This window comes from Streptomyces sp. NBC_01241, assembly GCF_041435435.1.
In the GTDB taxonomy this organism is placed as follows: Bacteria; Actinomycetota; Actinomycetes; order Streptomycetales; family Streptomycetaceae; genus Streptomyces.
Genome location: NZ_CP108494.1, coordinates 5710174 through 5731988, shown reverse-complemented (window position 1 = coordinate 5731988; position 21815 = coordinate 5710174). Strand labels below are relative to the sequence as shown.

Sequence of the window (21815 nt, the reverse complement as noted above, 5' to 3'; positions counted from 1 at the left end):
CGCACAGCCGCGTCGGCCCCCGTGGAAACCACGGGGGCCGTTCGCACGTCCTGGTCCGGACCAACTCTCGTACGTTTGGCGATATTCCGAACATTCGCGCCCACCCGCGGGACCGTTGCCGGACCGCAATGCGGACAGGGGGTGACGGTGACCGGAAGCCTCCCCTAGATTTCCTGCGCATTACACCAGGTGATCAGCGAGGGGACGGAGTCGCCGCATGCCAGCAGACCCAGAAGGAAAACCACCGACCGTCACACCGGTACGGGTGGTCATCGCCCTCTGCCTCATCGCGCCGTTCGTGGCGATGCTGTGGGTGAGTTCGTACGCGAAGGTGGACCCCACCTTCATCGGCATTCCGTTCTTCTACTGGTACCAGATGCTCTGGGTGCTGATCTCCACCGCGCTCACGGTGATCGCGTACAAGCTGTGGCAGCGTGACCAGCGCGCCCGCAAGGGGGGTGCGTCGGCATGAAGGACGGCGTGAACGGCGTCGCGCTCGGCGTCTTCATCTTCTTCTTCCTGGCCGTCACGGTCATGGGCTTCCTGGCGGCGCGCTGGCGAAAGGCCGAGAACGAGGCCAGCCTCGACGAATGGGGCCTGGGCGGACGGTCGTTCGGCACCTGGGTCACCTGGTTCCTGCTCGGCGGCGACCTGTACACCGCGTACACCTTCGTCGCCGTGCCCGCGGCGATCTACGCGGCGGGCGCGGCCGGCTTCTTCGCCGTGCCGTACACGATCCTCGTGTACCCGCTGATCTTCACCTTCCTGCCGCGGCTCTGGTCGGTCTCGCACAAGCACGGCTACGTGACCACCTCGGACTTCGTCCGCGGCCGCTTCGGCTCGAAGGGGCTGTCGCTGGCGGTCGCCGTCACGGGCATCCTCGCCACGATGCCGTACATCGCGCTCCAACTCGTCGGCATCCAGGCGGTGCTGGACGTGATGGGCGTCGGCGGCGGCGAGAACACCCACTGGTTCATCAAGGACCTGCCGCTGCTGATCGCGTTCGCGGTGCTCGCCGCATACACCTACTCGTCCGGTCTGCGGGCACCCGCGCTGATCGCGTTCGTCAAGGACGGGCTGATCTATCTGGTCATCGTGGTGGCGATCATCTACATCCCGATCAAGCTCGGTGGCTTCGACAACATCTTCGCCAAGGCGGGCGAGGCGTTCTCGCAGACCAATCCGGCGACCGGCAAGCCGCGCGGCGCGCTCGCGCCGGGCGAGGCGGGGCAATGGGGTTACGCCACCCTGGCGTTGGGCTCGGCGCTGGCGCTGTTCATGTATCCGCACTCGATCACGGCGACGCTCTCCAGCCGCAGCCGCAATGTGATCCGGCGCAACACCACGATCCTGCCGCTGTACTCGCTGATGCTGGGCCTGCTGGCGCTGCTCGGCTTCATGGCGATCGCCGCCGGAATCAAGGTGGACAACGGCCAGCTGGCCATCCCGCAGTTGTTCGAGACCATGTTCCCGGACTGGTTCGCGGGTGTCGCGTTCGCCGCCATCGGCATCGGCGCGCTGGTGCCCGCCGCGATCATGTCGATCGCCGCGGCGAACCTCTTCACCCGCAACATCTACAAGGACTTCCTGAAGCCGGACGCGACCCCGGAGCAGGAGACCAAGGTCTCCAAGCTGGTGTCGCTACTGGTGAAGGTCGGCGCGCTCGCCTTCGTCCTCACCATGGACAAGACGGTCGCAATCAACTTCCAGCTGCTCGGCGGGATCTGGATCCTCCAGACAATGCCGGCCCTGGTCGGCGGCCTGTTCACCCGTTGGTTCCACCGCTGGGCGCTGCTCGCGGGCTGGGCGGTCGGCATGGTGTACGGGACGGTGGCCGCGTACGGCGTCGCCAGCCCGACCCAGGCGCACTTCGGCGGGTCGTCCAAGGAGATCCCGGGCATCGGCGAGATCGGCTACATCGGTCTCACGGCGTTCGTGCTGAACGTGGTGGTGACGGTGGTGCTCACCTTCGTCCTGAACGCCGTGAAGGCACCCGCCGGGGTCGACGAGACCTCGCCGGCCGACTACACGGCCGACGCGGGCGACAAGGGCGTCCAGGTGGAGCTCCCGCAGGCCACGGCAGGGGCGCCGGGCGGCGGCCACTGACGGCCGCTCCCACAGCCGTACGACGGCCCGTCAAGCCCCCTCCAGCGGGGCGCGGCGGGCCGTCCGTGCGCTCGGCGGCGGGCCGTACGCGCGTCCCGAGATATGTTGCGCGACACAACATGTGGGGGCTGCCTCATCGGACGGCCCCCACATGTATGCTCATGCTCGCTGTCGCCGCAGGGGAATCCGGTGCGAATCCGGAACTGTCCCGCAACGGTATGTTCGGTGCGCTTTTGCGCACCCCCGAGTAAGTCCGAGGACCTGCCGACAGTTCATCCGGCTCGACCGAACCGGATGCCAGACGTCCGGGCCTCGCGGTTGGGCCGGTGGACGCCGTGCGGAGTGCTGCCCCGACCCGGGCCCGCCTCTGTCCGGCTGCCCCGTTCCCCGCCGGCCCCGAGCCGAGCGAGGGAGAGCACCACGTGACCATCGCGCCAGCCGATCCGGCTTCAGTCGCCGTGTCCGAAGCGGCCGAGTCCGAGGCAACCGCACACGACGGACCGGGAACCGCGCTGCTGCGGACCCTGACCGGCCTCACCGTCGATCTGCCCGACACCGACCCCGGTCGCGTCGCCGCCGCCGCACTGCGCGGCCGCAGCGCCCGAGCGGACGAGGCCGAACTGCGCGCGCTGGCCACCGAGGCCGCCGCGGGGCTGATCTCCGAGGACCCCGCCTACTCCCGGCTCGCCGCCCGGCTCCTGATCCTCGCCATCGCCGACGAGGCGGCCGGTCAGGGCGCCGTCTCCTTCTCCGCCTCGATCGCCGTCGGACACCGCGAGGGCCTGATCGCGGACCGCACCGCCGAGTTCGTCGCGCTGCACGCGGCCGCCCTCGACGCGCTGGTGGAGCGTTCGCTGGCCGCCGGCGCCGACGACCGCTTCGGCTACTTCGGGCTGCGGACCCTGCACAGCCGCTATCTGCTGCGCCACCCGCACACCCGCCAGGTCATCGAGACGCCCCAGCACTTCATGCTGCGGGTCGCGTCCGGGCTCGCCGAGAACGCTGCACTCGGTTCAGAAGCGGGGCAGCGCGCCCTGGACGAAGTGGCGTCGCTGTACGGGCTGATGAGCCGGCTCGACTATCTGCCGTCCTCGCCGACCCTGTTCAACTCCGGCACCCGGCACCCGCAGATGTCCTCCTGCTACCTGCTGGACTCCCCGCTCGACGAGCTCGACTCGATCTACGACCGCTACCACCAGGTGGCGCGGCTCTCGAAGCACGCGGGCGGCATCGGTCTCTCGTACTCCCGCATCCGCGCCCGCGGTTCGCTGATCCGTGGCACCAACGGGCACTCCAACGGCATCGTGCCGTTCCTGAAGACGCTCGACGCGTCCGTCGCGGCCGTCAACCAGGGCGGCCGTCGCAAGGGCGCCGCCGCCGTCTACCTGGAGACCTGGCACGCGGACATCGAGGAGTTCCTGGAGCTGCGCGACAACACGGGCGAGGACCAGCGGCGTACGCACAACCTCAACCTGGCGCACTGGATCCCGGACGAGTTCATGCGCCGGGTCGACGCGGACGGCGACTGGTCGCTGTTCTCGCCCGCCGACGTCCCCGAGCTGGTCGACCTGTGGGGCGACGCGTTCGACGCCGCGTACCGGGCCGCCGAGGCCCAGGGGCTGGCCCGCAAGTCGATGCCGGCCCGCGAGCTGTACGGCCGGATGATGCGGACCCTGGCGCAGACGGGCCAGGGCTGGATGACGTTCAAGGACGCCTCCAACCGGACCGCGAACCAGACCGCCGAGCCGGGCCGCGTCGTCCACTCGTCGAATCTGTGCACCGAGATCCTCGAAGTCACCGATGACGGCGAGACCGCCGTCTGCAACCTGGGTTCGGTCAACCTCGGCGCGTTCGTCGCCGACGGTTCCATCGACTGGGAGCGGCTGGACGCCACCGTCCGTACCGCCGTGACCTTCCTTGACCGGGTCGTCGACATCAACTTCTACCCGACCGAGCAGGCCGGCCGCTCCAACGCGAAGTGGCGCCCGGTCGGTCTGGGTGCGATGGGTCTCCAGGACGTCTTCTTCCAGCTGCGGCTGCCGTTCGACTCCCCCGAGGCCCGTGCGCTCTCCACGAAGATCTCCGAGCGGATCATGCTCGCGGCGTACGAGGCGTCCTGCGATCTCGCCGAGCGTTCCGGCCCGCTGCCCGCCTGGTCCGAGACGCGGGCCGCGCGCGGGGTGCTGCACCCGGACCACTACGACACCGAGCTGAACTGGCCGGAGCGCTGGGAGGCGCTGCGCGCCCGGATCGCGAGGACCGGGATGCGCAACTCACTGCTGCTCGCCATCGCGCCGACGGCGACGATCGCCTCGATCGCGGGTGTGTACGAGTGCATCGAGCCGCAGGTCTCCAACCTCTTCAAGCGCGAGACGCTCAGCGGTGAGTTCCTCCAGGTCAACGCATATCTGGTGGAGGAGCTGAAACAGCTCGGGGTGTGGGACGCGCGGACCCGTGAGGCGCTGCGCGAGGCGAGCGGCTCGGTGCAGGGCTTCGCCTGGATCCCGGAGGAGGTGCGGGCGCTGTACCGCACGGCGTGGGAGATCCCGCAGCGCGGACTGATCGACATGGCGGCGGCCCGTACGCCGTTCCTCGACCAGAGCCAGTCGCTGAACCTGTTCCTGGAGACGCCGACGATCGGCAAGCTCTCCTCGATGTACGCGTACGCCTGGAAGCAGGGGCTGAAGACGACGTACTACCTGCGCTCGCGCCCGGCGACCCGGATCGCCCGCGCCGCCTCCGGCCGGGCCGCGGCCACCGCCCCCATTCCCGTACAGCAGGCCTCGGCGCCCGACGCGGACGCGATCGCCTGCTCCCTCGAAAACCCCGAGTCCTGCGAGGCCTGCCAGTGATGAGCTCCACCAACTCCGAGAAGAACCTGCTGGACCCGGGCTTCGAACTGACCCTGCGGCCGATGCGGTACCCGGACTTCTACGAGCGCTACCGCGACGCGATCAAGAACACCTGGACGGTGGAGGAGGTCGACCTGCACTCCGACGTCGCCGACCTCGCCAAGCTGTCCCCCGGTGAGCAGCACATGATCGGCCGGCTGGTCGCGTTCTTCGCGACGGGTGACTCGATCGTCTCCAACAACCTCGTGCTGACGCTGTACAAGCACATCAACTCCCCCGAGGCGCGGCTGTATCTCTCGCGGCAGCTCTTCGAGGAGGCCGTGCACGTCCAGTTCTATCTGACGCTGCTGGACACCTATCTGCCCAATCCGGATGATCGTGCCGCCGCGTTCGACGCGGTGGAGGAGATCCCCTCCATCCGTGAGAAGGCGCAGTTCTGCTTCAAGTGGATGGATTCGGTCGAGAAGATCGAGCGGCTGGAGACGAAGGCCGACCGCCGCCGGTTCCTGCTGAACCTGATCTGCTTCGCGGCCTGCATCGAGGGGCTGTTCTTCTACGGCGCGTTCGCGTACGTCTACTGGTTCCGCTCGCGGGGTCTGCTGCACGGTCTCGCCACGGGGACGAACTGGGTCTTCCGGGACGAAACTTGCCACATGAGCTTCGCATTCGAGGTGGTCGACACGGTCCGCAAGGAGGAGCCCGACCTCTTCGACGAGGAGCTGGAGAAGGACATCTCCGCGATGCTCGAGGAAGCGGTCGCAGCTGAGCTCCAGTTCGGCCGCGACCTCTGCGGTGACGGCCTGCCTGGAATGAATACCGACTCCATGCGGCAGTACTTGGAGTGCGTGGCCGACGATCGCCTCCGTAGGCTCGGTCTCGCTCCGGTCTATGGATCGTCGAACCCCTTCTCGTTCATGGAGTTGCAGGGTGTCCAGGAGCTGACGAACTTCTTTGAGCGCCGTCCGTCGGCGTACCAGGTGGCCGTCGAGGGCAAGGTCGACTTCGACGAGGACTTCTGATCGCACCATCTGGTCGGCTGTCCTTCGCGAATCTCGGAGGACAGCCCGCTGGGATCAGTCGTCGCCCCGGAGTACCACTTCGATGAACGCGGGATCGAAGGGTGCGTTCCGGGGGCGCCCCTTGGGCAGAGGATGGACCACTATCTCCTTGACGACTGCGGAGACAGCACCCCTCCTCCGTCTCGTATCGAACAAAATCCAGCGTTCACGGGTGAATCCTGCAAGGAAATTCTCCTCTGCCAGCCGCGCAAGAAATTGCTCGCGCTCTCGCTCCATGTCATGGATGAGATTGCGGATCGGGCCCCCTGGCTGATGCCTCGCGCGCAGTTCCGCAAGCTGCTCCTCCCCGGGATATCGGCGGTCGACGGGCCCCGTACCGCCGAATCTTCTTTCCAGCTCCGTCAAGACAACTGACTCGACGTATGTGTCCACCGAGTCGACCCGGCGGCCGACCTTCCGACAGCCCGGTGGGGAACAGCGATACGAGGCTTGCCTGTTGGTGCCATGCGGAGGGTGTCCTCCCATTTTGAAGTCACATCTCTGACCCTCGTCGCCCTTGTACCCACATCGCAGAAAACCCGAAAGTAAATACTTCCGCGACGCGTCCGTATTGATCGCTCGCTCCCTGACGTTCCCGCCCGGACCGTTCCCGCGCGACCCGGACTTATACGCCTGCTTGCGGGAAGGACGTTCTGGATCCAGGCTGTACCAACGGTCACAGCGGCTCACCAGCGCCGTCCATTCCTCCGGGGTGGCCACCGTTTCCCAGACCCCGAAGACCGGTTCGCCTCCGAGCCCGTCCCTGACAAGGTCCCCGTCCACGAGGCGGTAGCCGCAGACAGCGGGGTTGGTCACCATCGCCTGCACGGTGGGAACCGTCCACTTACTGCCACGCACAGTGGGAACGCCCTCAGCAAGCAGCCAGTCAGCGATCGACGTCCATGTGTGACCGGCCAGAGCCCTCTCGATCGCTCCGCGCAGGTACGGCGACTCATGCGCATCCAGCACGGTGTTTGTCTGCCGCCACGTCTCGGCGTCGGGCCCCAGCCAGCCGAACCTAGCACCTCCCCCGCCACGGCCTTCGCGAGCATTGTCCCGGACCGAACGGAGCTTGCGGCGCCTAATCGTCTCAACTTCGGTTTGACCACGAAGCAGCGGCGCAGCCCCCGCGCTCTCCGCCTGACCGTGAACGTCGACGAATTCACTGCTGTCCACCCAGAACAGAACGGTGGGCGGGTGGGCGGCCAACGCCCTGCAGAGGCTCAAGTAATCGTCCGGCAGACGAGCCATGCGCTCCTCTTCAACGGCTATGGCTCCACCGATCCTGAACCCTTCAGGGGTCCGCCCCAGGCGGATGTCACTGACCATGCGAGAGTATGCAGGCCGCTCAACATGGGGGTCCGCTGCGGATATCCCGTCGTCGGTGTACTGATACACCACAGCCCAACCACGCGCAGCAGCCGCACCGTCATTGTTTACATGCTGGCGCCCAACAGCCCTACCCCCGCTGGCGGACTCCCGGCTGGAGCGCGCATAGGAAACGATCGGCGTGCGCCCGCCCAACCACTGGTCGAATTCGCATCCCAGCGCCAGCGCTTCAGCAAGACCGGGATGGGGTTTCCAGTGCGAGTTCGCCATTACCCACCCCCACAGACACGCGCCATCGTTCGACTCACAGTCATATGAACGACGGCTCGGCTTGAAGGTAACGCTGTGCGACGCCCGAACCTCCCTCGGGCACCCATGACCCCAAGAAGGTTCGCCGGGGCGAGCCCGTCCGGCGCTTGAGGTACCGGGCTAGATCCTCGCCCAGCCCCTCACGTACGGGCGCCGCGCAACGGGTGCGGACTGCGTTTCCGGGTGCTCCGCCCGTCGCCCCCGTTCCGCCTCCCGCAACTGGCGGTCGATGCGGCGCTCCCGGGCGAGTCCGAGCAGGGCGGGGAGCAGGACGAGGGCGAAAAGTACGGCTGTGCCCAGGAGGTTCAGGATTGTGTTCATGGCTCCACTCTCGTACGCGCGGACATCATCCGGCAGTGGCAGGACTGTCATGGAGCATCGAATTACTGCCACACTGGATCCATGCTGAAGAATGTCGCCGCTCTGCTGCTCGACGAGGTGCACCCCTTCGAACTGGGCGTGCTGTGCGAGGTCTTCGGCCTCGACCGCAGCGACGTGGGCCTGCCGGTGCACGACTTCGCCGTGGTCTCCGCCGAGGGGCCCAAGCTGCGGACCCACGCCGGATTCACCATCAGCACGCCGTACGGCCTCGACCGCCTGGAGGAGGCCGACCTCATCGCCGTACCGGCCGGCAGCGACTTCGCCCGGCGGGACTACCCCGAGGAGGTCCTCGACGCCCTTCGCCGGGCCGTTGACCGGGGCGCCCGCGTGATGAGCGTCTGCTCCGGCGCGTACGTGCTCGGCGCGGCCGGACTGCTGGACGGGCGCCGCTGCACCACCCACTGGCGCCATACGACGGAGCTGGCCCGTCGCTTCCCGCGGGCCGTGGTCGAACCCGATGTGCTGTACGTGGACGAGGGCTCGGTCATCAGCTCGGCGGGCACGGCGGCCGGGATCGATGCCTGTCTGCACCTGGTCCGGCAGGAGTACGGCCCCGATGTCGCCAACACGCTGGCCCGCCGCATGGTGGTCCCGCCGCACCGCGACGGCGGTCAGGCGCAGTACATCGAGCGGCCGCTGCCCCGCACCCCGTGCGACACGGTCGGAGAGACGCTGGCCTGGATGGAGCGCCACCTCGACCAGGAGATGACCGTCGACCAGCTGGCCGCACAGGCGCACATGTCGCCGCGCACCTTCGCCCGCCGCTTCCAGCAGGAGACGGGCACCACCCCGTACCGCTGGCTGCTTCGCCAACGGGTTCTGCTGGCACAGCACCTGTTGGAGACATCCGACGAAACGATGGATACGATCGCCGGGCGCACCGGCTTCGGAACGGCCGCCGCGCTGCGCCACCAGTTCGTACGGTCGTTGGGCACCACGCCGAACACGTACCGCCGGACCTTCCGCGGTCCGGGCTCGATGTCCGAAGTTGCCTGATCTACAACAGGTCTGACGTCGGATCATTCGTCCAATCGTTCACCACGTCTGTCCATGGACCGCGGCGACCGCGTCCCAAGAGGGTCGGTCGCATGATGATGCTGATGGCAAGACGAAGGACCATCGGGGTCGTGGTGGCTGCGCTCGCCGCCGCGCTGCTGCCCTGGCAGAGCGCCTCGGCCGACGCCGCACCCGCTGCCGTGCCTCCGCCGGAGGTGCTGCCCTCGTTGCGGCAATGGCAGGCCGGTGACGGCGAGTTCACGCTGGCCGACCGGGCGAGGATCGTGCTCGACGGGGCACGTGACAGTCGTACGGCCGCCGATGCGCGCCGTTTCGCCGGTGAGCTGCGGGGAACGGCGTCGGTGTCGCAGGGCCGGGCAGCCGCCCGTTCCGGTGACATCGTGCTGCGTCAGGACCCGTCCCTGAAGGGATCGTTGGGCGCGGAAGGCTACCGGCTCGATGTCGGCGACCGGGTCACTGTCACAGCCGCGACGTCCACCGGCGTCTTCTATGGTTCGCGGACCGTTCTCCAACTGCTGAACGACGACGGCCGGGCCGCGCGCGGTTCGGCGACCGATGTGCCGGCGTACCGGGAGCGCGGGGTCGGGGTGTGCGCCTGCTACATCAACGTCTCGATCCCGTGGTTCGAGCGGCTGATGAAGGACATGGCCTCCCAGAAGCTCAATCAGCTGTGGATCGAGGCCAAGGTCAAAAGCGACACCGACCCGGCGTCGGCGTTCTGGGGCTACTACACGAAGCCCCAGGTCCGCACCCTGGTCGCGCTGGCGAATAAGTACCACATCGAGCTGGTGCCGGAGATCAACTCCCCCGGCCACATGGACACCTACCTGGAGAACCACCCGGAGCTCCAGCTCAAGGACAGGAACGGGGTCGCGTCCCCGCCCCGGCTCGACATCTCCCGGCCCGAGGCGCTGACGTACTACACCTCGATGGTCGACGAAGCGCTGCGTGTGTGGGACACCCGCTCCTGGCACATGGGCGCCGACGAGTACATGATCGGCTCCTCGTACCCGAACTATCCGCAGCTGCAGACCGCGGCGACCGCGAAGTTCGGCGCGAGCGCGACCCCCGACGATCTCTTCGTCGACTTCATCAACCAGGTCGACGCGCATGTGCGCGCCGACGGCCGGTCCCTGCGGATCTGGAACGACGGTCTGGCGGGCAGGAACGGCGTCGTCCCGCTGAACCGTGACATCACCGTGGAGCACTGGCTGGGCGGCGGCGCCATCCAGAAGCCGTCCACGCTGCTCGCCGAGGGCCGCCCGGTGATGAACTCGGCGTACGCGCTCTACCTGGTGCGCGGCGGCTACACGACGCAGACCCGGAATCTCTACGAGAGCGACTGGACGCCCCTGCGTTTCGAGGGCGAGACGCTGCCCGCGACGGCGGCGAACCTCACCGGGGCCAAGATCAGCCTGTGGCCGGACAGCGCCGCGGCCGAGACCGAGAACGAGGTCGAGGCGAAGACGTTCATGCCGTTGCGCTTCCTGGCGCAGGCCACCTGGGGCGGCCCGAAGCCGAGCGCGACGTATGCCGGTTTCGAGGCGCTGGCCCGCAAGATCGGTCACGCGCCGGGCTGGTCGAACACCGACCGGACCCCGCTCGCCGACGGTACGTACCGGCTGACCGCGGGCGACCGGGCACTCGCCCCCACCGCGGACGCGGGCGTGTCCCTGGTCCGCGGCGCCGCGGCCTCCTGGACACTGACGGCCACCGCCGACGGGTACTACACGGTGCACTCCGCCGAGACCGGCCAGTGCCTGGACGCGGTGCGCGGAAAGAAATACCTGGGCGCGCCACTGGAGGTCGGGGCCGAGCTGTCGCTCGGGGCCTGCTCGGCGACGGCGCGTACCCAGCGCTGGCAGCTGGACACCGGGGCGGGCGCGGTGACCCTGCGCAACGCGATTTCGCAGCTCCATCTGACGGAGCGGGCGTCGGACGGTGCCACGGTCCAGACGACGGGCGCGACGCGGCTCACGGCGAAGACCGCCTGACGCGGGGCACGGAAGGGCCCCGTACACCGGTTCGGACGGGCCGGTGTACGGGGCTCCCGTGCGGTACGGGCTCTGGTGCGGTACGGGCTCTGGTGCGGTACGGGCCCTCGTGCGGTACGGGCCCTCGTGCGGTACGGGCCCTCGTGCGTCAGATGCCGCAGTTCGGCGCCGACCAGAAGTGGCTGGGGCCCTGGTTGACGTGGACGTGGTCCCCGTGGTCGGGGTAGCCCGGGCCGAGGATCCCGTTGAAGCCGTGGTTGCGGGCCTCCTTGGCGAGGGTGCACAGGGCGTGCGGTCCGGCTCCGAGGTCGGCCGCGTCCCCGTACAGATGGCGGCTGTTGGACGCGCCGCCGACCGCGCTGTTGCAGGAGGTGGAGCGGAAGCCGCTGGTGATCCGGATCGACTGGTCACCGAGCGCGTGCCGCAGCGCCTCCAGCTTCCACATGGTGCTCAGGGCGTTGGCCTTCGCCGTGCCCGCCGCGACGGCACCACCCGCCCAGGTCGCATTGCACTGGTTGTGCTCGGCGTACGTGAAGTGGATCGGGGTGCAGTCGTTGTCCTGGAGCTCATAGAGCTTGGCCTGGGTGGCGGGGCCCGCGATGCCGTCGGCGGTGAGGCCGTAGGCGGCCTGGAAGCGCTTGACGGCGGCGGTCGTGGCCGGTCCGTAGGAGCCGTCGACGTCGAGCACGGAGTTGTAGCCGGGGTAGCCGGCCACCCGTATCTGGAGCTGGACGACGTCATTGCCGGTGGCGCCGGGGGACAGAGTGCGGGTCCAGGTGTAGCAGCCGTCGGCCTGTGCGGTGCCGGCGGTGACCACGGCACCACCCAAGGCGAAAGCCATGGTCATGACAAGGCCGAGGAGGAGTCGTGCGGTGCGTCCGAGCATGTGGGGGCTCCCTGCCTGACGGAGATGTGGTGAGAGAGCTTGTCGGACGAGTCGACGCGCGTCAACCGCGCACGGACGAACGGCGGTTGACGATCCGGCGGGGAGGAAGAACCGGCGGGCCCGGTTCTCCCTCGCGAGGAAGAACCGGGCCCGCCCGGCGGCAGCGGCCGGCTGCTCAGTCGTTCGGCACGATCTCGTAGCGCGGCGTGTTCTCCGACATCTGCCGCAGCGCGTCCTTGCGGTCGCGCTTCGAGAGCCGGTCGATGTACAGGTATCCGTACAGGTGGTCCGTCTCGTGCTGGAGGCAGCGGGCGAAGTAGCCGTTGCCCCGGATCCTGACCGGGTTGCCCTTGGCGTCCTGGCCGCGGACCACGGCGTAGTCCGGGCGGGCCAGCGAGGCGTACGCCGTCGGGACGGAGAGGCAGCCCTCGTTGGAGTCGTCCAGGATCCGGTCCTCGGGGGCCAGCTCCTCCAGCACCGGGTTGCAGACGGCGCCCACGTGCCGCACACCGTCGTCGTCCGGGCAGTCGTAGACGAAGACCTTCAGGTCGACGCCGATCTGGTTGGCGGCCAGGCCCACGCCCTCCGCCGTCCGCTGGCTCGCGAACATGTCGTCGATCAGCCGGCCCAGCTCGTCGTCGAACTCGGTGACGTCCCGGCACTCCTTGTGCAGCACCGGGTTGCCCACGACCGTGATCGGACGGGAGGTGCCGCGCTCGCGGTACGCCGCCTCGCGCGCCTCACAGTCCTCCGTGTCCACGACGAAACCCTCGTCGTCGACCCTGATCTGCTCGTCCGTCTCCTGCTGCGCCATGTCCGCCGTACGCCTTCCTCAAAACCTGAAACCCGGGCATCCGAAGGTCCGGGGCCCGGGCACCCGTGCACCGCCATCGGTGCCCGTACAGCCTACGGGCACCGGTCAGCAGACTTCTTCGAGATCCCGCCACTCACGGCTGTCCGGGCTGTCCGCGACCCAGCCGTCCAGCAGTCCGCGCACCAGCCCGGCCGGTGCCGCTATCCCGCACTCGCGCTCGGGCACCCACAGCTCACCGGCGGTGCGGTGACCCAGCGGGCCCGGATGCCCCGGCTCGCTGTGGTCGTGCGGATCGAGGTGATCGCCGTCACCCTCGTCGCTCTCCATCCGGCTCTCCGAGCAGGCCCGGCAGAGCAGCCGCACGGAGGACGACCAGTCCTCGGCGGCGAATCCGGCGTCGGACGCCAGCTGCTCCAGCGCGTCCCGGTCCGCCTCGGTGGCCGCTTCGAGCAGCACCACCCAGGTGGGTACGGGGGACGGCGCCCACAGCTCGATCTCGTCGAAGACGGGGTACGAGGGCCCGGCCGCGGTGACCCGCTCGCCGTGCGGCACCCCGTCGTGCAGGACGACCTCGCCCCAGCGGCGGCCGGACGACGGCAGCGGGATGGAGAGCACCTCCATCCGGGCCGGATCGAGCCTGCGCCCCCAGACCACCTCGGCCTCGCCCTCCGGCGACAGCCGTACCGCGGCGCTGCCCAGCTCCATGCCGACGGGCTCGCTGTTGGCCGCCGAGGTGTGCTGGCCAGTGCCCGGCACCTTCAGGCCGTACGCCTGCCAGGCGCGGCGAGCCAGCGGCCAGTCCTGCAACGCGGTGGCGGCGATCCCGACGTTCCACCAGTCAGGAGCGCCGGATTCCTTGTCGAGCAGCGCGACGGCCCGGAGGCCGGCGGCTCTCGCCTGTTCCCAGTCATGCCGGAATTTATGCAGCAGCGCAAGGTTGAACCATGACTCGGAGAGCCAGGGCTCCAGGTCCGCCGCACGTGTCAGCAGCGCGCCCGCGTCCTCGTACCGGCCGTCGCCGATCAGCGTGAACGCGCGGTCCGTGGCCTGCCGCCAAGAGGCGGAGGGCCGATGCCGTACCTTCCCGAAGATCCTCACGATTCCCGCCTGTCCCGACTGGACACCCTCGTTTTCCGCTCTTCTTCGCATCCAACCATGCCCGGCCGGACGCCCGCTCATTACCCATGGGTTACCCAGGCGGGACGGGGGTCAGACCGCCCCGGGCCAGGACTCGGGCCAGTGATTCCACGACCTCGGGCTGGTAGTCGTGACCGGTCCCGAGCCTGAGTTGTTCCAGCGCACCCAGCGGCCCGATGAGACTTTCCCCGCAGAGGTCGTCGTATGCGTTGACGGCCCTGACGATCCTGGCGGACAGCGGCTGCTCCCGGTAGGGGTCGGCCTGCCGCTCCACCACCACGGCGACCTCCGCGTCCACCCCGGTCTGCCGCACCACGGCCCCGCCGAGCAGCGCGATCCGGCGTTGCTCGGCGGTGGGCAGGGCGGCCGTCGCCCCGTCCGGGACCGGGTCGACGAGGGAGAGCTGGCCGATGTCGTGCATCAGAGCCGCGTACTCCAGCACGGTCAGCTCGCTGCCGGAGAGCCCCAGTTCACGGCCGACGGCGGTGCAGAGCGTCGCGACCCTGCGGGCGTGCCCGGGCGGGGTGTACCCGGCGATCTCGGTGGACCGGGCGAGCGAGGTGATCGTCTGTCGGTAGGTGGTACGCACGGCGACGAACCGGCGGAACGAGACCTGGGTCAGCAGCAGCGGTACGCACAGCACGGGCAGCGCCCACAGGCCGGCGACGGCAACCCCGAGAGCCATCACGACCCCGGTCGCGCAGACCGCCGAACCGATGCCGATGAGCGCGCGCAGCTCGTCGCGGAGCAGTGGCCCGTACGGATGGCCGGTGCGCGAACGCAGCAGCAGGGCGGCGAGCACGGCGTCGCACAGGGCGGTCAGGGCGAGGAGCAGGAGCATGAAGAGCACGTAGTACGGACCTTCGCCGAACCGGTCCGGGACGCGGCCGGAGTTGTACAGCGGCTGGAAGCACACGGCGGCGAAGGTAACCGTCAGGATGCGGCGGGTCACCCGGTCGGGCGCCGGGCCGCTGCCGCGCGCCACCTGGGGGACGCAGGCGACGAGCTGCGCCGCGGTGAGGACGGCGATCACCTGGAGGACGCCATGGGTGGTGGGCGCGCCGCCGCTGCGGCCGAGGAGGGCGTACGCGAGTGCTCCGGCGGCCCCGAGGGGCGCGGGCTCGCGCTCGCCGGGGAGCGCGCCCCAGCGGGCCAGTTCGCCGACGGTGATCAGCACCCCGAAGGCGAGGGCGTGGCCGGGTTCGTGGACGCCGCCCCAGAGGGTGTGGCCGAGCCCGGCGGTGGCCAGCACGGCGGCGGCGCCACGAACGGCGAGGACGGCGGGGGGCGGCACCGGCCGCCGGCCGCCGGCGGCCCGGGTCATCGGGGACGGTCCGCGGACGGCCGCGGGCCCGGGGCGACCTCGCCCGACCCGTCGGCGGCGGGGCCGGGCACCCCCTCCCGCCGGGGCCGCGAAATCGCCTCGTCCGCCGTGACCACGGCCGTCGCCGCCGACCAGCCGTGCCGGTCCAGCGCCCGCACCAGCGCCCGCACCATCCGCGGATCGAACTGCGTGCCCGCGCACCGCTTCAGCTCCTGCAGCGCCACGGGCACCGGCCGCCCCCGCCGGTAGGACCGGGTCGACGTCATCGCGTCGAAGGCGTCCGCCACCGCGACGACCCGGGCGTACTCGGGGATCTCCCGCCCGCTGAGGCCGTACGGGTAGCCGCTGCCGTCGAGCCGTTCGTGGTGGTGCAGGATCGCGGCTCGTGCCTCGCCGAGGAAGCCGATGCCGCGGACGATCTCGTGCCCGTACTCCGGATGCAGTTCGATCACCCGCCGTTCCTCCGGGGTGAGCGGCCCGTCCTTGCGGAGCACCCGGGTCGGGACGCCGAGCTTGCCGACGTCGTGCAGGATCCCGGCGAACCGGAGGACTTCCAGGCGGCCCTGGTCCATGCCCAGTTCGCGGGCGATGAGGACGGAGGCCCGACCGACGCGTTCGCTGTGCCCGCGGGTGTACGTGTCCTTGATGTCGACGGCCTGCACCAGGGCCCTGATGGTGGCGCGGTGGGCGGCGTGCTCGCGATGGTACTGGGCGAAGACCCAGCAGGAGATGTACATCGGCAGCAGGACGATGAGCGCGGACAGCGGTCCGTACGGGCCGCGCCACAGGACGGCCATCATCAGCCCGGCGAGTCCGTGCACCAGATGCGGTCCCAGCGAGCGGGCCGGCAGTCCGCTCCAGGCGCGCCGGACGGGCAGCCGTTCCGCCGCGACCAGGATCGAGCCGTCCAGCGCGGTCAGGACGAGGCTGAACACCAGGGCGGCGGCGCAGGCGGGCAGCAGCGCGTACGGGAGGTCGGGAAGCCGGTCGGAGCCACTGCCGGCGGCGCCGAGGGTAACGGTCCCGCCGAGCAGACCGTGGACGGACGAGGCCGCCCGGACGGTGACGGCGAGCTGCGCGGCCCGCCAGACACGCCGGGCGGTGGCGGGCGGCGTCTCCACCCGGCCGGCCAGCGAACCGGGTATCGCGACCAGGGCGGCCGCGGCGGGCGGCAGCAGAAAGGCGGCGGCCAGCAGCAGCGGAAAGAACGATCCGGCACGGATCGGCACGGAACTGCCGAAGAAGGGGCAGCGCCCGGGGAGTTCGCAGACCAGATAGAGGCCGGCGAGCAGTCCGACGGTGACCCACGGCGTCCCGGCGCCGGGACGCAGCGCGGGGAGCGCACAGAACAGGGCACCGACCGCGGCCGCCAGGATGTACGCGCGCGCCGCCCCCCGTGTGGCTCTCACCCGCCCCGCCCGCCTCCCCCACTGCTCAATGGAGGCACCACGCTAGCGAGTTGTGCGTCCTGCCGACGCTCAACGAGCCCGATTAGCACATTCGGGTGATGCGGCGGAGAGCCGGTTGATACGGGGGCGCCGCTACGCGTGGCGCCCGCCGGGCATCACTCCTTGGCGGCGGCCGGCCGGCCGGACTCCGACGCCGTCACGTCCTGCTCGGGCACGGCCTGGCCCGAGCGGATCAGGTCGATCCGGCCCATCACCTTGGAACGCAGATCGCTCGGCACGTCGTCCTGGCCGCAGCAGCGCTTCACCAGCTTCTTCACGGCCTGTTCCAGCCCGTACTTCTCCAGGCACGGGGAGCACTCCTCGAAGTGCACCTCGAACTTGGTGCAGTCGCTGTCGGGCATCTCGTGGTCGAGAAACTCATACAGATGATCGAGGACCTCTGAGCAGTCCGTCTCGTGCGGCTCTCCGCAGCTCATGAGCCCGAGCCTTTCCGATCGTCCGACTCTCCGGCACCGGCCGGGACGAGCCCGCGCTCGCGGGCGTAGTCCTCCAGCATGCCGCGCAGTTGGCGGCGGCCCCGGTGCAGTCGGGACATCACCGTACCGATGGGAGTCCCCATGATGTCCGCGATCTCCTTGTAGGCAAAGCCCTCTACATCGGCGAGATACACGGCAATGCGGAACTCTTCGGGGATCGCCTGCAGAGCGGACTTCACATCCGAGTCGGGCAGGTGGTCGAGTGCCTGCGACTCGGCGGAGCGCAGACCGGTCGACATGTGCGACTCGGCGCGCGCCAGCTGCCAGTCCTCGATCTCCTCGGCGGCGCTGCGCTGGGGTTCGCGCTGCTTCTTGCGGTACGAGTTGATGAACGTGTTGGTGAGGATGCGGTACATCCACGCCTTGAGGTTCGTGCCCTCACGGAACTGGTGGAAGGAGCCGTACGCCTTGGCATAGGTCTCCTGGACCAGGTCCTCGGCGTCCGCGGGGTTGCGCGTCATGCGCAGCGCGGCCGAGTACATCTGGTCGAGGAAACCGAGAGCGTCCCGCTCGAAGCGCGCGTTGCGCTCGGCGGTCGTCTCCTGCGCGCGGCCGTCGTCGGTCCCTGTGTCGGTCCCAGTGACCGGACCCACCTCCTCCAACGCTGTGGCGGAGCCGAAACCGGACCCGCTCGAATCGGAGAATAGTCGACCTTGCTTCGTGGCGGGCTGTCGATCCGATCCGCTCAGTGCCCGCTCGGGAGTGGTCTTGGCCGCATGCAGGACCGTCCACTCCAGGTCAGCGGCTTTCGAGCGACGCGGGCAGATGGTCGAACCCATGCGACGGACTCCCTCTCCACATACGACGTTGATGTACCGATGACACCCACAACAGTCGCCCCTGGCTCAACATTCCCGGGGAGGGTGGCTCAGGGATACGTCACGCGAGGGCGGACAGCCATCCGGTCACGGCGGTGGTGAGGATCTCCATGGCCTGATCCTCGGTCAGGCCGGACTTCTTCGGTACGGCAAACCCGTGGTCGGCGTACGGCACCTCGGCGAGCTCGTACTCCCCCGGAGGAAATTCGGCGGGCCGCCCGAACGGGTCGTTGCCGCCCTGGACGACGAGCGTGGGTACGCCGGACCCTAGGAGCTCGTCCTTGCGGGACTTCTCCGGCTTGCCCGGCAGGTGCAGCGGGAAGCTGAGCGCGAGGACGGCGTGGGCGCCGAGCTCCGTCGCCGTCCGGCAGGCCACCCGCGCCCCGGCGCTGCGCCCTCCCGCGACGACGGGCAGCCCCACCGCGGTCAGCGCGGGCCACAGGCCCCGCCACCCGGCATCCAGGGTCTTCGGGGCGGGCGCGACCTTCTTGCCGGCGACCCGCCACGGCTGCTCCACCAGGGCGACGGTCACCCCGTGGGCGGGCAGCGCGGCGGCCAGGGCCCGGAGGTCCCGGGTCTCGACGCCGCCGCCCGCGCCGTGGCTGACGGCCAGCACCAGCCGGGCACCCGTGTTCCTGACGGACGTGGCGCTGTTCGCCGTCTTCGCGGACGTGGCGCTGTTCGCCGCCTTCGCGGGCAGCCAGGTGATCCTGGCCGGCCCGGCCTCGGTGTCGACCGTCTCGGTCTCCCGCTCACTGCCTGTATCTGCGGTACTCATGCGCGCCATCCTTACCGGTGCGCTGTCAGAAGAGGGTGCTCGTCTCCGGCGCGGCCAGCTCCTCCAGCAGTTCGGGGCCGTTGTTGCGGACGTTGCTGACGGCCGTGGCGACCGGGTAGGCCCGCATCAGGCCGCCCGGCGGCGGTGCGAGCAGCCCCTTCAGTTCCTCGACGTCGGTGCGCGACGGGTCGAGCCAGGCGTCCCACCGGTCCGGGGTCAGCATCAGCGGCATCCGGGGGTGGATGTCGGCGAGCGCGGCCGGGCCCTCGGCGGGAGCTACGGCGAGCGGGGTGGTCTCCGCCTCGGTCGTGATCACCGAGCAGGTCACCCACCAGGCCATCGGGTGGCCGTCCGGCAGGGTCCGGTCGCGCCAGAACTCGTACAGCCCGGCCATCGCGAAGACCGATCCGTCGGCGGGTGTCACGAAGTACGGCTGCTTACGCGGCCGCTTCTTCTTCCCCTTCTCCTCCAGCTGCCGCTCATCCGCGCCGGTGACCCACTCGTAGTAGCCGTCGGCGGGCAGGATGCAGCGCCGGGAGACGAAGGGGCGGCGGAAGGACGGCTTCTCGTGGACGGTCTCCGCACGGGCGTTGATCATGCGTGCGGCGCCCTCGGGGGACTTCGCCCAGGACGGCACGAGCCCCCATTTCAGGGCACGCAACTGGCGAACCGGACGTTGATCGTCTGCGTCTTTCCATGGACGTTCCAGCACGGCGTAGACCTCCTTGGTCGGCGCCACGTTCCAATCGGGCGCCAGGGTCTCGGCCGGTTCCCACTTCTCGACCCGGAAGAGTCCGGTCAGGTCCTCGGGCCGCCGACTCGCTGCATACCGTCCGCACATAAGTGCCAGACTGCCACGACCGTCACGCCGGCAGGACGCCGATACCGCAAGGAGCCGCCCCCACCATGGACAGCACCGATCTGGGCAATCTGTGGGACCGCGTCCTCGGCACCCAGCCCCTCCCCGAGCAGTGGCTCGTGGTGGTGACCGGCACGCTCGCGCTGATCGCCGTCGTGCCGAATTTCATATGGCGGCTGACCCGCAACACGATCACCATCGCGCACGAGGGCGGCCACGGGCTGATCGCGCTGTGCACCGGACGGCAGCTGTCCGGCATCCGGCTGCACTCGGACACCAGCGGGCTGACGGTCAGCCGCGGCAAGCCGACCGGCATCGGGATGATCCTGACCGCGGCGGCGGGCTACACCGCCCCGTCGCTGCTGGGCCTGGGCGGGGCGTGGCTGCTGGTCAACGGCAGGATCACGCTGTTCCTGTGGCTGGCCACCGCGCTGCTCGCGGTGATGCTGGTGATGATCCGCAATGTGTACGGGGCGCTGGCGGTGATCTTCACCGGATCGGCCTTCCTGCTGGTGTCCTGGCTGGCCTCGCCGGCCGTGCAGTCACTGTTCGCGTACACCGTGGTGTGGTTCCTGCTGCTCGGCGGCGTACGCCCGGCCTTCGAACTCCAGTCGAAGCGGCGGCACGGCGGCGCGCCGGACTCGGACGCGGACCAGCTGTCGCGGCTGACGGACGTGCCGGCCGCGCTCTGGCTGTTCCTCTTCCACGCGGTGTCGCTGTGCTCGCTGATCGGCGGCGGGCGCTGGCTGCTGGACATGTGAGGGCCGCAGTCGGCCGGCGACGCCTACCACGCCGGCGTTGCATACCGGTTTCGTCTTGTTTGATCGAGATTCGGGTTTGCGATGAACCACTAAAGTGAGGTCCATGACCGAAAGTGCCGTGCACCCCGCCCTCTGGCCCGCCCCATATGCGAGTGGAGCCGTCGACGCGACCGTCACCGTGCCCGGATCGAAATCGGTCACCAATCGCGCGCTCGTCCTCGCCGCTCTCGCCGCCGAGCCCGGCTGGCTGCGCCGCCCGCTGCGCTCCCGCGACACCCTGCTGATGGCCGAGGCGCTGCGCGCCATGGGCGTCGGCATCGAGGAGACGGTGTCGTCCAGCTCCTCCGTCGCGGGCGGCCCGGACCGCTCCGGCGAGGCCTGGCGGATCATCCCGGCCGGGCTGCACGGCCCCACCACGATCGACGTCGGCAACGCCGGGACGGTCATGCGCTTCCTGCCGCCGGTCGCGGCCCTCGCCGACGGCCCGGTCCGCTTCGACGGCGACCCCCGTTCGTACGAGCGCCCGCTGAACGGCGTGATCGACGCCCTGCGGGTGCTCGGCGCCCGGATCGACGACGACGGACGCGGCTCGCTCCCGATGACCGTGCACGGCGGCGGTGCGCTGGACGGCGGAGCGGTGGCGATCGACGCCTCCTCGTCCTCCCAGTTCGTCTCGGCGCTGCTCCTGTCGGCGCCGCGCTACAACCAGGGCGTGGAGGTGCGCCACACCGGCGCCAGGCTCCCTTCCATGCCGCACATCCGGATGACCGTCGACATGCTGCGGGCCGTCGGTGCCCAGGTCGACGAGCCGGAGACGGGTGGCGAGCCGAACGTCTGGCGGGTCTCCCACTCCGCTCTGCTCGGCCGTGATCTGACCGTCGAGCCCGATCTCTCCAACGCCCAGCCGTTCCTCGCGGCGGCGCTGGTCACCGGCGGCCGGGTCACCATTCCCGACTGGCCCGAGCGCACCACCCAGCCGGGCGACGCGCTGCGGGAGATCTTCACCGCGATGGGCGGCAGCTGCGAGCTGACCGAGCACGGGCTCACCTTCACCGGTTCGGGCCGGATCCACGGCATCGACGTCGACCTCGGCGAGGTCGGCGAGCTCACCCCGGGCATCGCGGCCGTCGCCGCCCTCGCCGACGGCCCGTCCACCCTGAGCGGCGTCGCACACCTGCGGCTGCACGAGACGGACCGGCTCGCCGCGCTCACCAAGGAGATCAACGAGCTCGGCGGCGACGTCACCGAGACCGCCGACGGGCTCCGCATCCGCCCGCGACCGCTGCACGGCGGTACCTTCCATACGTACGACGACCACCGGATGGCCACCGCGGGGTCGATCATCGGCCTTGCCGTCCCCGGAGTGGAGATCGAGAACGTGGCGACAACCGCCAAGACCCTGCCGGACTTCCCGCAGATGTGGACCGGAATGCTCGGGGCCTGAGAG

Annotated in this window: 19 protein-coding genes and 1 riboswitch; of the genes, 8 read left to right on the top strand and 11 right to left on the bottom strand. The window is 69.8% G+C overall.

What is annotated here, in order from left to right; all coding sequences use genetic code 11:
- Positions 1 to 217 precede the first annotated feature (217 nt).
- From OG306_RS25815 to OG306_RS25800, 4 genes are all read left to right on the top strand, one after another.
- On the top strand, positions 218 to 472 hold the full coding sequence (locus tag OG306_RS25815; protein ID WP_114246558.1) for a DUF3311 domain-containing protein: 255 nt from the start codon (positions 218 to 220) through the stop codon (positions 470 to 472).
- Entirely contained in the window at positions 469 to 2106 is a 1638-nt protein-coding gene (mctP, locus tag OG306_RS25810; protein WP_266748464.1) for a monocarboxylate uptake permease MctP, read from the top strand. The genes OG306_RS25815 and mctP overlap by 4 nt, the downstream gene beginning before the upstream one ends.
- Before the next feature lie 124 nt (positions 2107 to 2230).
- Positions 2231 to 2389: riboswitch (cobalamin riboswitch) on the top strand.
- 139 nt (positions 2390 to 2528) lie between these two features.
- Positions 2529 to 4958 (top strand): ribonucleoside-diphosphate reductase subunit alpha, encoded by a 2430-nt coding sequence (locus OG306_RS25805; protein WP_266748463.1) that lies wholly within the window; start codon positions 2529 to 2531, stop codon positions 4956 to 4958.
- Positions 4958 to 5977, top strand: coding sequence for a ribonucleotide-diphosphate reductase subunit beta (locus OG306_RS25800; protein WP_266748462.1), 1020 nt, complete (start codon positions 4958 to 4960; stop codon positions 5975 to 5977). Before OG306_RS25805 ends, OG306_RS25800 begins: the two co-directional genes overlap by 1 nt.
- A gap of 54 nt (positions 5978 to 6031) precedes the next feature.
- Here OG306_RS25800 and OG306_RS25795 read toward each other — a convergent pair whose 3' ends face one another.
- Both OG306_RS25795 and OG306_RS25790 read right to left on the bottom strand, forming a co-directional pair.
- The gene (locus OG306_RS25795; RefSeq protein WP_371665649.1) at positions 6032 to 7345 is read right to left on the bottom strand and encodes a recombinase family protein; all 1314 of its coding nucleotides are present in this window, start codon (positions 7343 to 7345) and stop codon (positions 6032 to 6034) included.
- Between the two features lie 429 nt (positions 7346 to 7774).
- Entirely contained in the window at positions 7775 to 7975 is a 201-nt protein-coding gene (locus tag OG306_RS25790) for a hypothetical protein (RefSeq protein ID WP_266748460.1), read from the bottom strand.
- 81 nt (positions 7976 to 8056) lie between these two features.
- On the opposite strand from OG306_RS25790, the gene OG306_RS25785 reads away from it, so the two are divergent.
- On the top strand, positions 8057 to 9031 hold the full coding sequence (locus OG306_RS25785) for a helix-turn-helix domain-containing protein (RefSeq protein ID WP_266748459.1): 975 nt from the start codon (positions 8057 to 8059) through the stop codon (positions 9029 to 9031).
- A gap of 95 nt (positions 9032 to 9126) precedes the next feature.
- A complete protein-coding gene (locus OG306_RS25780) occupies positions 9127 to 11046 on the top strand; it encodes a family 20 glycosylhydrolase (RefSeq protein WP_371666271.1) in 1920 nt (639 codons plus the stop codon).
- A 148-nt stretch (positions 11047 to 11194) separates the two neighbouring features.
- Here OG306_RS25780 and OG306_RS25775 read toward each other — a convergent pair whose 3' ends face one another.
- The 9 genes from OG306_RS25775 to OG306_RS25735 all read right to left on the bottom strand — a co-directional run bounded on the left by OG306_RS25775 (position 11195) and on the right by OG306_RS25735 (position 19589).
- The gene (locus OG306_RS25775) at positions 11195 to 11932 is read right to left on the bottom strand and encodes a M15 family metallopeptidase (protein ID WP_266748457.1); all 738 of its coding nucleotides are present in this window, start codon (positions 11930 to 11932) and stop codon (positions 11195 to 11197) included.
- Between the two features lie 175 nt (positions 11933 to 12107).
- Positions 12108 to 12746 (bottom strand): peptide deformylase, encoded by a 639-nt coding sequence (def, locus tag OG306_RS25770; protein ID WP_266748456.1) that lies wholly within the window; start codon positions 12744 to 12746, stop codon positions 12108 to 12110.
- Positions 12747 to 12851: 105 nt separating this feature from the next.
- The gene (locus OG306_RS25765; RefSeq protein WP_266748455.1) at positions 12852 to 13844 is read right to left on the bottom strand and encodes a tetratricopeptide repeat protein; all 993 of its coding nucleotides are present in this window, start codon (positions 13842 to 13844) and stop codon (positions 12852 to 12854) included.
- A gap of 91 nt (positions 13845 to 13935) precedes the next feature.
- Entirely contained in the window at positions 13936 to 15207 is a 1272-nt protein-coding gene (locus OG306_RS25760) for an HD-GYP domain-containing protein (protein ID WP_266748454.1), read from the bottom strand.
- Positions 15204 to 16616: an HD-GYP domain-containing protein gene (locus OG306_RS25755; RefSeq protein WP_266748453.1), complete on the bottom strand. Its 1413-nt coding sequence runs from the start codon at positions 16614 to 16616 to the stop codon at positions 15204 to 15206. Before OG306_RS25755 ends, OG306_RS25760 begins: the two co-directional genes overlap by 4 nt.
- A gap of 155 nt (positions 16617 to 16771) precedes the next feature.
- Entirely contained in the window at positions 16772 to 17092 is a 321-nt protein-coding gene (gene rsrA, locus OG306_RS25750) for a mycothiol system anti-sigma-R factor (RefSeq protein WP_266748452.1), read from the bottom strand.
- On the bottom strand, positions 17089 to 17745 hold the full coding sequence (locus OG306_RS25745) for a sigma-70 family RNA polymerase sigma factor (RefSeq protein ID WP_189273941.1): 657 nt from the start codon (positions 17743 to 17745) through the stop codon (positions 17089 to 17091). Before OG306_RS25745 ends, rsrA begins: the two co-directional genes overlap by 4 nt.
- Positions 17746 to 18031: 286 nt before the next feature.
- Positions 18032 to 18748: an alpha/beta hydrolase family protein gene (locus OG306_RS25740; RefSeq protein ID WP_266748451.1), complete on the bottom strand. Its 717-nt coding sequence runs from the start codon at positions 18746 to 18748 to the stop codon at positions 18032 to 18034.
- Between the two features lie 25 nt (positions 18749 to 18773).
- Positions 18774 to 19589, bottom strand: a complete 816-nt coding sequence (locus OG306_RS25735) for an SOS response-associated peptidase (RefSeq protein ID WP_266748450.1) — start codon at positions 19587 to 19589, stop codon at positions 18774 to 18776.
- A 65-nt stretch (positions 19590 to 19654) separates the two neighbouring features.
- Between OG306_RS25735 and OG306_RS25730 the strand changes: the two genes are divergently transcribed.
- Both OG306_RS25730 and aroA read left to right on the top strand, forming a co-directional pair.
- The gene (locus OG306_RS25730) at positions 19655 to 20368 is read left to right on the top strand and encodes a M50 family metallopeptidase (protein ID WP_266748449.1); all 714 of its coding nucleotides are present in this window, start codon (positions 19655 to 19657) and stop codon (positions 20366 to 20368) included.
- A gap of 103 nt (positions 20369 to 20471) precedes the next feature.
- Complete coding sequence (gene aroA / locus OG306_RS25725; RefSeq protein ID WP_266748448.1) at positions 20472 to 21812, top strand: 3-phosphoshikimate 1-carboxyvinyltransferase; 1341 nt, start codon at positions 20472 to 20474, stop codon at positions 21810 to 21812.
- Positions 21813 to 21815: the final 3 nt, after the last annotated feature.

What these genes read in the sequence shown, in the direction of transcription:
- mctP (WP_266748464.1), top strand. Translation starts at nt 469, where the DNA reads ATGAAGGACGGCGTGAACGGCGTCGCGCTCGGCGTCTTCATCTTCTTC.
- aroA (WP_266748448.1), top strand. Translation starts at nt 20,472, where the DNA reads ATGACCGAAAGTGCCGTGCACCCCGCCCTCTGGCCCGCCCCATATGCG.
- OG306_RS25775 (WP_266748457.1), bottom strand. Translation starts at nt 11,932, where the DNA reads ATGCTCGGACGCACCGCACGACTCCTCCTCGGCCTTGTCATGACCATG.
- OG306_RS25730 (WP_266748449.1), top strand. Translation starts at nt 19,655, where the DNA reads ATGGACAGCACCGATCTGGGCAATCTGTGGGACCGCGTCCTCGGCACC.
- rsrA (WP_266748452.1), bottom strand. Translation starts at nt 17,092, where the DNA reads ATGAGCTGCGGAGAGCCGCACGAGACGGACTGCTCAGAGGTCCTCGAT.
- OG306_RS25735 (WP_266748450.1), bottom strand. Translation starts at nt 19,589, where the DNA reads ATGTGCGGACGGTATGCAGCGAGTCGGCGGCCCGAGGACCTGACCGGA.
- OG306_RS25780 (WP_371666271.1), top strand. Translation starts at nt 9,127, where the DNA reads ATGATGCTGATGGCAAGACGAAGGACCATCGGGGTCGTGGTGGCTGCG.
- OG306_RS25760 (WP_266748454.1), bottom strand. Translation starts at nt 15,207, where the DNA reads ATGACCCGGGCCGCCGGCGGCCGGCGGCCGGTGCCGCCCCCCGCCGTC.
- OG306_RS25785 (WP_266748459.1), top strand. Translation starts at nt 8,057, where the DNA reads ATGCTGAAGAATGTCGCCGCTCTGCTGCTCGACGAGGTGCACCCCTTC.
- OG306_RS25790 (WP_266748460.1), bottom strand. Translation starts at nt 7,975, where the DNA reads ATGAACACAATCCTGAACCTCCTGGGCACAGCCGTACTTTTCGCCCTC.
- OG306_RS25815 (WP_114246558.1), top strand. Translation starts at nt 218, where the DNA reads ATGCCAGCAGACCCAGAAGGAAAACCACCGACCGTCACACCGGTACGG.
- def (WP_266748456.1), bottom strand. Translation starts at nt 12,746, where the DNA reads ATGGCGCAGCAGGAGACGGACGAGCAGATCAGGGTCGACGACGAGGGT.
- OG306_RS25740 (WP_266748451.1), bottom strand. Translation starts at nt 18,748, where the DNA reads ATGAGTACCGCAGATACAGGCAGTGAGCGGGAGACCGAGACGGTCGAC.
- OG306_RS25800 (WP_266748462.1), top strand. Translation starts at nt 4,958, where the DNA reads ATGAGCTCCACCAACTCCGAGAAGAACCTGCTGGACCCGGGCTTCGAA.
- OG306_RS25795 (WP_371665649.1), bottom strand. Translation starts at nt 7,345, where the DNA reads ATGGTCAGTGACATCCGCCTGGGGCGGACCCCTGAAGGGTTCAGGATC.